Genomic DNA, 9,599 nt, shown 5'->3' with positions numbered 1-9,599 from the left:
CCCCTGGCGCCGCCACCGCCGGTCGGCGGTGAGGCTCCTCCTGCCACCATCCGTCCCGGCATGGAGGAGCGGCGCCCCGAGCCGGTCCGCCGCTTCGATGCCTCCCTTGATGCCCTGGTTCGCGAAGGGGTGGTCACCCCTGGCGAGCGGGTGCGGGTGCGCGGCGCCCTGCTCTCGCCCCAGGAGGCGGCCACCCGCAGCAAGGCCTGCCGTGCCGGGGCACTCTCGGTCCAGGAATGCAACAGCGGCGTGATCATCATCGGCCGTGGCCGCAAGGATGGCCTCTCCGACGGATTGGGAGACGGGGACCTGGCGGCTGGGGGCAGCGGCATCGGCTTCGGCGGTTTCGGCCTCGACGCCTCCCCCCTGCCGCCGATCACCGTCCCTGTCAGCGCCTTGCTCACCGGCGCCGGCGGCAGCTTCCGGCTCACCGACGTGTTCCGGGTCACCCCCCGGCCTGCCCCGATCGGCGGCAACGGCAACCAGCGACTGCTCTTCCCCCTGATCGGCTCAGCGGTCACCACCAGCAGCTTCGGCTGGCGCCTGCATCCGGTGATTGGCAGCTGGTTGATGCACGCGGGCCGCGATCTGGCGGCCCCCGAGGGCACCCCGGTGGTGGCGGCCCTCTCCGGTCGCGTCGTCAGCAGCGGTCTGGCCGGCGGCTATGGCCTGGCGGTGGAGATCGAGCATGACCGCCCCCGTCGCCGCACCCTGTACGGCCACCTGTCCGAGCTCTACGTCAAGGACGGCGAGATGGTGCGCCAGGGTGAGGTGATCGGTCGGGTTGGCAGTACGGGCCTGAGCACCGGTCCCCACCTGCATTTTGAGCTGCGCCTGCCCCAGGATGGCGGCTGGGTCGCCACCGATCCGGGCGATCTCGACCCCGGCGGCAGCCTGCTCGCCGGCCTGGCCGGCCCGGATGGCCGTGGTGCCACCGACGCGGTGGCCCTGCTGATGGGCCAGCTGATCGCCACCCTGGAGCGGCCCCGCTCGCCCCTGCCCCTGCCCGGTGAAAGGCTGCCCCTGCCGGCGGGACGCCCTTCACGCGGCTGAGCTCTGGCCTGTCGCCGCCGTTGCGTTGAGCGGTGTGCTCAGCCGCTGATGCGGCCGTCGCGGAAGTGCACCACCCGATCGGCCCTGGCGCCCACCTCGCTTTCGTGCGTCACCAGCAGGATCGTGATGCCCTGGGCATTGAGATCACCGAAGAGGCTGAGCACCTCCTCCGTGGTGTGGGAATCAAGGGCGCCGGTGGGCTCGTCGGCCAGGAGCATGGCCGGATCGTTGATGATCGCCCGGGCCAGGGCCACCCGCTGCTGCTGGCCGCCGGAGAGCTGGTTGGGCTTGTTCTCCAGCCGGTGGGAAAGGCCCACCCGATCCAGGGCGGCCAGGGCTCGCCGGCGCCGCTCCTCCTTGGGGATGCGGGCATAGATCATCGGCAGCATCACGTTGTCGATGGCACTCAGCTGGGGCAGCAGATGGAACTGCTGGAACACAAACCCCAGCTGCTGGTTGCGCAGGTCGGCCAGCGCGTCGTCATCGAGGCTTTCCACATCGGTGCCGTTGAGCCGGTAGCTGCCGGAGCTGGGCCGGTCGAGGCAGCCGAGGATGTTCATCGCCGTGCTCTTGCCGGAGCCGCTGGCCCCCATCACCGCCAGGTAGTCGCCCTGCTGCACGGTCAGGGAGAGGTCGTCGAGGGCTCTGACTTCGGTGTCACCAGTGCCATAGACCTTGGAGACGTGGACCAGCTCGGCCACCGGTGGGTTGGGGAGATCCATGGCCACTAGGCTAGGAACTCAGCCCAGTGGAGCGATGGCCGCGGCGGCGATGGCCTGCTGCAGGATCGGGGTGCCGGCCACGGTGGAGCTGGCCCAGTCGAACAGGGGGCTGGAGAGAACGCCGCCTACGGCGGTGATCACCACGCAGCCCACCAGGGCCGCCCGCAGGGGCTGCATGCCGGCCAGATTCCAGGTGATGGCGGGGTAGGCCTTCACCACATCGGAGGCCTCCTGGGGTTCTTTGACCACCATCATCTTGATCACCGAGATGTAGTAGTAGATCGACACCACGGAGGTGACCAGACCCACCACCACCAGCAGGTATTGATGGTCGGCCCAGCCGGCGAAGAAGAGGTAGATCTTGCCGAAGAAGCCCAGCATCGGTGGGATGCCACCAAGGGAGAGCAGGCACAGACTCAGCCCCAGGGTGATCAGGGGATCCTTCTGGTAAAGGCCCGCGTAGTCAGCAATGCGGTCGCTGCCGGTGCGCAGAGAGAACAGGATGATGCAGGCGAAGGCGCCCAGGTTCATGAACAGATAGGCCGCCATGTACAGCACCATTGCCGAGAAGCCGTCCTCTGTGCCGCACACCAGGCCGATCATCACGAAGCCGGCCTGACCGATGGAGCTGTAAGCAAGCATCCGCTTCATCGAGGTCTGGGCCAGGGCCACCACGTTGCCCAGCACCATGCTCAGCACCGCCAGCACGGTGAACAGGAACTTCCACTGGGCATCGAAGCTCTCGAAACAGCCCACCAGGAGCCGCACCGCCAGGGCGAAACCGGCGGCCTTGGAGCCCACCGACAGAAAAGCAACCACCGGCGTGGGGGAACCCTCATAGACGTCGGGGGTCCACTGGTGGAAAGGAACCGCCGCGATCTTGAACGCCACCGTGGCCAGCACGAACACCAGGGCCAGAGCCGTGATCGGTGAGGCGCTGGTCTGCAGGGCCACGCCGATGGTGGCCAGGCTGGTGGCACCGCCGCTGAGGCCGTAGAGCAGGGAGGCGCCGTAGAGGAACACCGCGGCGGCGGCCGATCCCACCAGCAGGTACTTCAGGGCCGCCTCGGAACTGCGGGCATCCCGCTTCATGTATCCCGCCAGCAGATAGCTCGCTACCGAGAGGGTTTCCAGGGAAATGAAGATGCTCACCAGGTCGGTGGAGCCGCACAGGAACATGGCCCCGAGGGTGGCGGCCAGCAGGATCGCGGCGTATTCGCCCATCGGCGTGCCGCTGCGCTCCACGTAGCGCCAGCTCAGCAGCAGGGAGATCAAGGTGGAGGCGGCCACCACCGCCCGGAAGGCGATCGCCAGGTTGTCGGCCAGGAAAGAACCGAGGAAGGAGGGCTCCAGGGGGCTGTCCCACTGCAGGGCCAGCAGCACCAGGGAGGCCCCCAGGCCGCCGTAACAGATCGGCGGCACCCAGCGGCTGGCGGCTTTCTCACCGGCCAGGTCGACCACGAGGCACACCACCAGGGTGAGCAGGACGGCCACTTCCGGAGCGATCGCCCCGGCATTCAGCTGCAGGGCCAGCGCACCGGTGCCCAGACCGGAAGCAATGGCTTCGGCGGCGGAAGCGGCCGTGGTGACGGAGCTCGCTGCTGCCAGAAACAGGTCTGCCACAGGGTTCGGGGAGGCACGCGATGTGGCGGACTGTAGCCGCCATCTGGGGGGGCGGTCTGGTGCCCCGATACCCGCCGGGTCCGCCGATGCGATAAAGAAGGAAGCGGTATCGCGCCTTCCCGTGGCCCACACCCTGGTCATCGTCGAGAGCCCCACCAAGGCCCGCACCATCCGGGCGTTCCTGCCCAAGACCTTCCGTGTGGAGGCGTCGATGGGCCATGTGCGCGATCTACCCAACAACGCCAGCGAGATTCCTGCGGCCCACAAGGGAGAGAAGTGGGCCAACCTCGGCGTCAACACCGCCAACGCCTTTGAGCCCCTCTACGTGGTGCCCAAGGACAAGAAAAAGGTGGTGAAGGAGCTCAAGGACGCCCTCAAGGATGCCGACCAGCTGCTGCTGGCCACGGACGAAGACCGGGAAGGCGAGAGCATCAGCTGGCACCTGCTTCAGCTCCTGGGGCCGAAGGTGCCGGTGAAGCGGATGGTGTTCCACGAGATCACCAAGGAGGCCATCGGTCGCGCCCTCGACCAGACCCGCGACCTTGACATGGAGCTGGTCCATGCCCAGGAGACCCGCCGCATCCTCGATCGCCTGGTGGGCTACACCCTGTCGCCCCTGCTGTGGAAGAAAGTGGCCTGGGGCCTGTCCGCCGGACGGGTGCAGTCGGTGGCGGTGCGGCTGCTGGTGCAGCGTGAGCGGGCCCGCCGCGCCTTCCGCAGCGGCAGTTACTGGGATCTCAAGGCCGGCCTCGCGCAGGCCGCTGTGCCATTTGAAGCCAAGCTGACCCACCTGGGGTCCGAGCGCATCGCCGGCGGCTCCGATTTCGACGAGACCACCGGCGGCCTCAAGCCGGGCAGCAAGGTGAAGCTGCTCAGTGAAGCTGAGGCCGGCGCGCTCAAGGCCGCCGTGGAAAGCTCCCCCTGGCGGGTGTCGGCGGTGGAGGAGAAGCCCACGGTGCGGCGGCCCGTGCCCCCCTTCACCACCAGCACCCTGCAGCAGGAGTCCAACCGCAAGCTGCGGCTCTCGGCCCGCGACACCATGCGCACGGCCCAGGCTCTTTACGAGCGGGGTTTCATCACCTACATGCGCACCGACTCGGTGCACCTCTCCGACCAGGCCCTGACGGCGGCGCGCAACTGCGTCGGCGCGATGTACGGCAAGGAATTTCTCAGCCCGGAGCCACGCCAGTTCAGCACCAAGGCCCGCAATGCCCAGGAGGCCCACGAGGCGATCCGGCCCGCCGGCGAGAGCTTCCGCACGCCCAAGGATTCCGGCCTTGATGGCCGCGATCTGGCGCTCTACGAGCTGATCTGGAAGCGCACCGTGGCCAGCCAGATGGCCGACGCCCGGCTCACCCTGCTGGCCGTCGACATTGAAGCGGCGGGCGCCACTTTCCGGGCCAGCGGCAAGCGCATCGACTTCGCCGGTTTCTTCCGCGCCTATGTGGAGGGCAGCGACGACCCTGACGCGGCCCTGGAGGGCCAGGAGGTGCTGCTGCCGTCGCTCGCCGTCGGTGATGCCCCCGTCTGCCGGACGGTGGAGGCCCTCGGCCACCAGACCCAGCCCCCCGCCCGCTACAGCGAGGCCGCCCTGGTCAAGACCCTGGAGAAGGAGGGCATCGGTCGGCCCTCCACCTACGCCAGCATCATCGGCACCATCGTCGACCGGGGTTACGCCACCCTGCAGAACAACTCCCTCACCCCCAGCTTCACGGCCTTCGCGGTGACGGCCCTGCTGGAGGAGCACTTCCCCGACCTGGTGGACACGGCCTTCACCTCGAAGATGGAGCACACCCTCGACGAGATCTCCACCGGCAAGGTGTCCTGGCTGCCTTACCTGGAGGGCTTCTACAAGGGGGAGAAGGGCCTGGAGACCCAGGTGCAGCAACGGGAGGGCGACATCGACCCCGGCATTTCGCGCACGGTGGTGCTGGAGGGTCTGCCCTGCGTGGTGCGCATCGGCCGTTTCGGTGCCTACCTCGAGACCAAGCGGGTGGCGGAGGACGGCAGCGAGGAGCTGCTCAAAGCCACCCTGCCCCAGGAGATCACGCCGGCCGATCTCGATGCCGAGAAGGCCGAGCTGCTGCTGCGCCAGAAGGCCGAAGGCCCCGAATCGCTCGGGGAGGACCCCGAGAGCGGCGAGCAGGTGTACCTGCTGTTCGGCCAATACGGCCCCTATGTGCAGCGCGGCCAGGTGAGCGAGGAGGTGCCCAAGCCCAAACGGGCCTCCCTGCCCAAGGGCGTCAAGCCCGAGGACCTCAGCCTGGAGGACGCCCTGGGGCTGCTGCGGCTGCCCCGCCACCTGGGTGAGCACCCGGAGGGGGGCAAGGTGCAGGCCGGGCTTGGACGCTTCGGCCCCTACGTGGTCCACGACAAGGGCAAGGGGGAGAAGGACTACCGCTCCCTCAAGGCCGAGGACGACGTGCTGGCGGTGGGCCTCAGCCGGGCCCTGGAGCTGCTGGCCATGCCCAAGAAGGGCCGAGGCGGTCGCACGGCCCTCAAGGATCTGGGGGCGCCGGAGGGCTCGGAGGAGTCGATCCAGCTGTTCGACGGTCCCTACGGGCTGTACGTCAAGCAGGGCAAGGTGAACGCCTCCCTGCCTGAGGGCACCACCGCCGACACCATTTCCCTGGAGCAGGCGGTGGAGCTGCTGGCCGCCAAGGCTGCCACCAGCAAGGGCGCAGCCAAGGCCCGCAGCGCCACCAGAGCTGCCGCCAAGCCCGCCACCAAGGCAACGGCCGCCAAAAAGGCGACCCCCAAGCCAGCCGCCGCCAAGAAACCCCCCGCCACCACCAAATCTGGACGGCTGCGGGCCAGCGCCGTGCGGGTGATCAAACCCGCGGGCAGCTGATGGCACCACCCCGCCCCTCCCTTCCGCTGGCGGGAACCCTGCTGACGCTGCCCCTGCTGCTCTCGGCCTGCGGTGGTACGGCCTTCGGTGATGCCCTGTCGCGCAGCTTTTCCCGTGCCCCGGCCCCGGCTTCACCCCCGATCACCGCGCCCAGGACAGCCACCCCCGCCACCCCAGCGCCGTCCCCGGCTGACCCGGCCCGCCCTGCGGAACCCCCCGCACGCCCTGCGGCCACGGCCACCCCGGCCACCCCGGTGACCCCCGCGGCGCCGGCCGTCCGGCCCGCCCCCTACCGCGTCACCATCCGCCTGCCCCTGGCGGATCCCTCCGCCCCGGCCGAGGTGGTCACCAAGGCGCTGCGGGCCGCCGGGGTGCCATTCGAGGTGGAAACGATCGAGCGCATGCCAGCGGCCGGCACGCCGGCCACGGAGACCCCCGCCAACGGCAGCACGGCCCCCGCCAGCAGCGGTGCGGCCCCCGCCTCCCGACCGGCGCCGGCGCCGCGCTGAGCCGATGACCCCTCCCTCCCGGCGGCAGCTGAGCCCTCGCCAGGCGCGCCAGCTGATGGACACCGCCTACCTGGCGGCCTCCACCGCCCTGTTGTGGGTGGCGCTCTACTACCTGCCGGTGGGCAGTCCCCTGTTCCGCCTTGCCTTGCCCCTGCCCCTGGCCCTGCTGCAGCTGCGCCACGGCTGGCGCTGCGCCCTGGAGGGGGTGGTGGTGACGGCCCTGCTGCTGGTGGCGCTGATGGGGCCGATCCGCGGCCCCCTGGTGCTGTTCCCCTATGGCCTGCTCTCCCTCTGGCTGGGCTGGGGCTGGCGGCGCCGCAGCAGCTGGTGGCTCACCCTGGGGGTGGGCGCCCTGATCGGCTCCGGCGGCTTCCTGGTGCGTGTGGCGGTGCTCTCGGTGCTGGTCGGCGAGAACCTCTGGGTGGTGATCACCACCGCCGCCGCCAACCTGCTCGACCGCCTGGCGGGGGTGGTGGGCCTGGCCGGGGGCTTCGACCTGGCCCAGGTGCAGGTCGCGGCCCTGCTGCTGGTGCTGCTGCAGAACCTGATCGTGGTGTTGGCCCTGCATGCCGTGGCCTACTGGATCTTCCCAAGGCTCGACCTGCCGATCAGCGAACCGCCGCCCGCCCTGCGCGGACTGGTGGCCCTCGACCCCCTTTGAGCCAGCTGCGGCGGATCTGCGGTTCCGCGGTTGCCGCCGACCGCTGGTGCGGACCCTGGCGGCAGGGCTGGTGCCACAGCGAGGTGCTGGTGCTGCTGGCGGCCACCGACACCGCCGCCGTTCCCGGTATCTCCGCCGCCGGAGCCACCCCCAGTTCCCGTCTCCGCACGGCGGCGGCTGATGCCGAACTGCTGGTGCTCGGCCCCGCCGGGGAGCGTCCCCATGCCCTGCCGCCCCTGCCCGCCGGGGTGTCTCCCGCCCTGATCAGCCATGTGGTGCTGCGGGAGTTGGCCCTGGATCCCCAGGTGGCCGACCTGGGCTGCCCGGTGGCCCCGTCGGTGGCCCACCTGCGGCTGCCGGGGCTGGCCGGGGGCGGCCCGGCCCGCTGCCTCAGCGGCGGCCAGGCCCTCGATCCGGGGCGGCTGGAGGCCCTGCTGGCCCTGGGCCGCCGCTGGGGCGAGCGCCTCTCCCCCGGGCGCCCCCTGCTGCTGGCGGAATGCGTTCCCGGGGGCACCAGCACCGCCCTTGCCGTGCTGGTGGGGCTGGGGGTAGCGGCCCACGGGCTGGTGAGCGGCAGCCTGCGCCACCCCGACCATGGCCGCAAGGGGGCGCTGGTGGAACGGGGGCTGCGGGCAGCGGGCCTGGAGGGCGCCGTGGCAGGGGATGGGGCCGCTGGGGCACGGGTGGCCGCTGCCCTCGGGGATCCGATGCAGCCCCTGGCTGCCGCCATGGTGCTGGCCGCCGCCGCTGATGGCCGGCCCGTGCTGCTGGCGGGCGGCAGCCAGATGGCGGCGGTGCTGGCCCTGGCCCTGGCCCTGGCACCCCCTTCCCTGCGCCCCGCGATCGCCGCCGGCACCGCCCTGGGTACCACCGCCTGGGTGGCGGACGAGGCGGGCAGCGATCTGGCCCTGCTGCTGCGCCGCATCGGTGAGCGCTGGGGGGTGGAGCCCCTGGCCTTCGCGGCCGACCTGCGCTTCACCGATCCCTGCCATCCGGCCCTGGCGGCCTACGAGCGGGGCTACGTCAAGGAGGGGGTGGGGGCGGGGGGGCTGGCCCTGCTGTGGCAGCTCAGCGGCCGCTCGAGCCCTGCCCTGGCCCACCTCTGCGACCAGGCCTGCGCCACGCTGCTGGGGCCGCCGCCTACGGTCCGCTGAATGGGCGCCCCCTTCCTGCCACCTCCATCCCCGGGCCTCAGCCGCCGCACCCTGCTGCGTCTCGGTGCCGCCTCCGCGCTTACCCTGCTGGCCGGTTGCGACCGCCAGGAGCCCCTGCTTCTGGGCAGCCGGGGCGATCTGCCCGCCGCCTGGGTCCGCCGCCTGCCCAAACCCTGGCGCAGCCAGCTTCTGGAGGATCCCGCCCGGGTGCTGGCGCGGGCGGCCGCTCCCCTGACGGGCCTGGTGCAGCTCAGCGATGGCTGGGCCGGCGAGCTCAGGCTCGACAACTTGCAGCCCATCGGCACCCCGGCCCTGGTCGAGCGGCTCGAGCCGATGGCGGCCCCTCTGGCCCGGCTCCATGGTCCATCCGGTGGCGGCCCCCTGGCCTTCCCCTGGTCCTACGGCCCCTGGGTGCTGGTGCTGCGCAGCCGGCCCGACCTGGCCCGGCGCCGGTCCGAGGGCTGGGATCTGCTGCTTGACCCCAGCCTGGCTGGCCGCCTGGTGCTGCCCTCCTCCCCCCGGGTGACGATCGCCTTGGTGGGGGAGGACCCGGAACGGCTGCGGCGACTGCGGCGCTCAGCCCTGGCCTACGACGAACGGGATGGCCTGAGCCTGCTGCTCACCGGCGAAGCCGATGCCGCCGTGCTGCCCCGCCAGAGAGTGGTGGGCTTGCTGCGCCGCGATCCCCGGCTGCAGGTGCTGCTGCCCGAGAGCGGCTCTCCCTTGAGCTGGAATCTGCTGCTGCGTCCGGCCGGTCCCCATCCGGAACCGCCCCTGGAGTGGCTGGGGGAGGCCCTGGAGCCCCCCCTGCTGCCGGCCCTGCTGGCGGGGGGCTGGGTGCCGCCCCTGCCCAGGGACCAGCTGCAGCGGGCCCTGGCCGATTTCCCGGCGGCGGTCGCTGCCCTGCTGTTGCCCCCCCAGCCGGTGCTGGAGCGCTGCTTCAGCCTGGTGCCGATGGCGGCCGGCGAGCGCCGCAGGCTGCAGCAGCTGTGGGATGGCGCCGCCCCTGCCCCTGGCGCTTGAAGG

General features: G+C 71.3%; 8 protein-coding genes. 6 read left to right on the top strand and 2 right to left on the bottom strand.

The genetic code is table 11. The annotated features are described in order from the left end of the window. The coding region (locus KUG43_RS14535; RefSeq protein WP_216910209.1) for a M23 family metallopeptidase at positions 1-1,053 on the top strand (1,053 nt) is incomplete at its 5' end. Positions 1,054-1,091: 38 nt separating this feature from the next. Here the strand turns inward: KUG43_RS14535 and KUG43_RS14530 are convergent. Together KUG43_RS14530 and KUG43_RS14525 are read right to left on the bottom strand one after the other, a co-directional pair. Continuing rightward, complete coding sequence (locus KUG43_RS14530; protein ID WP_216910206.1) at positions 1,092-1,775, bottom strand: ABC transporter ATP-binding protein; 684 nt, start codon at positions 1,773-1,775, stop codon at positions 1,092-1,094. 18 nt (positions 1,776-1,793) lie between these two features. Continuing rightward, a complete protein-coding gene (locus tag KUG43_RS14525; protein WP_216910235.1) occupies positions 1,794-3,335 on the bottom strand; it encodes an NAD(P)H-quinone oxidoreductase subunit N in 1,542 nt (513 codons plus the stop codon). A gap of 184 nt (positions 3,336-3,519) precedes the next feature. Here KUG43_RS14525 and topA point away from each other — a divergent pair, with 184 nt between their 5' ends. The 5 genes from topA to KUG43_RS14500 are packed head-to-tail and all read left to right on the top strand — an operon-like array spanning position 3,520 to position 9,596. Next, positions 3,520-6,249, top strand: a complete 2,730-nt coding sequence (gene topA / locus KUG43_RS14520; RefSeq protein ID WP_216910204.1) for a type I DNA topoisomerase — start codon at positions 3,520-3,522, stop codon at positions 6,247-6,249. Beyond that, a complete protein-coding gene (locus tag KUG43_RS14515; RefSeq protein ID WP_216910202.1) occupies positions 6,249-6,758 on the top strand; it encodes a hypothetical protein in 510 nt (169 codons plus the stop codon). Before topA ends, KUG43_RS14515 begins: the two co-directional genes overlap by 1 nt. Before the next feature lie 4 nt (positions 6,759-6,762). After that, on the top strand, positions 6,763-7,419 hold the full coding sequence (locus KUG43_RS14510) for a DUF2232 domain-containing protein (RefSeq protein ID WP_216910200.1): 657 nt from the start codon (positions 6,763-6,765) through the stop codon (positions 7,417-7,419). Continuing rightward, a complete protein-coding gene (locus tag KUG43_RS14505) occupies positions 7,416-8,573 on the top strand; it encodes a nicotinate-nucleotide--dimethylbenzimidazole phosphoribosyltransferase (RefSeq protein ID WP_216910198.1) in 1,158 nt (385 codons plus the stop codon). The genes KUG43_RS14510 and KUG43_RS14505 overlap by 4 nt, the downstream gene beginning before the upstream one ends. Next, on the top strand, positions 8,574-9,596 hold the full coding sequence (locus tag KUG43_RS14500) for a type 2 periplasmic-binding domain-containing protein (protein ID WP_216910196.1): 1,023 nt from the start codon (positions 8,574-8,576) through the stop codon (positions 9,594-9,596). It begins immediately after the preceding gene. The last annotated feature ends 3 nt before the right edge of the window (positions 9,597-9,599 follow it).

Origin of the sequence: Synechococcus sp. CCY 0621 (assembly GCF_019038465.1) — a bacterium.
Lineage (GTDB): Bacteria > Cyanobacteriota > Cyanobacteriia > PCC-6307 > Cyanobiaceae > Cyanobium.
This window is presented reverse-complemented; position numbering and strand designations above follow the sequence as displayed.

Bases quoted from the DNA above. Each gene is read 5' to 3' on its own strand.
- KUG43_RS14530 (WP_216910206.1), bottom strand. From the start codon at position 1,775: ATGGATCTCCCCAACCCACCGGTGGCCGAGCTGGTCCACGTCTCCAAG.
- KUG43_RS14515 (WP_216910202.1), top strand. From the start codon at position 6,249: ATGGCACCACCCCGCCCCTCCCTTCCGCTGGCGGGAACCCTGCTGACG.
- KUG43_RS14510 (WP_216910200.1), top strand. From the start codon at position 6,763: ATGACCCCTCCCTCCCGGCGGCAGCTGAGCCCTCGCCAGGCGCGCCAG.
- KUG43_RS14500 (WP_216910196.1), top strand. From the start codon at position 8,574: ATGGGCGCCCCCTTCCTGCCACCTCCATCCCCGGGCCTCAGCCGCCGC.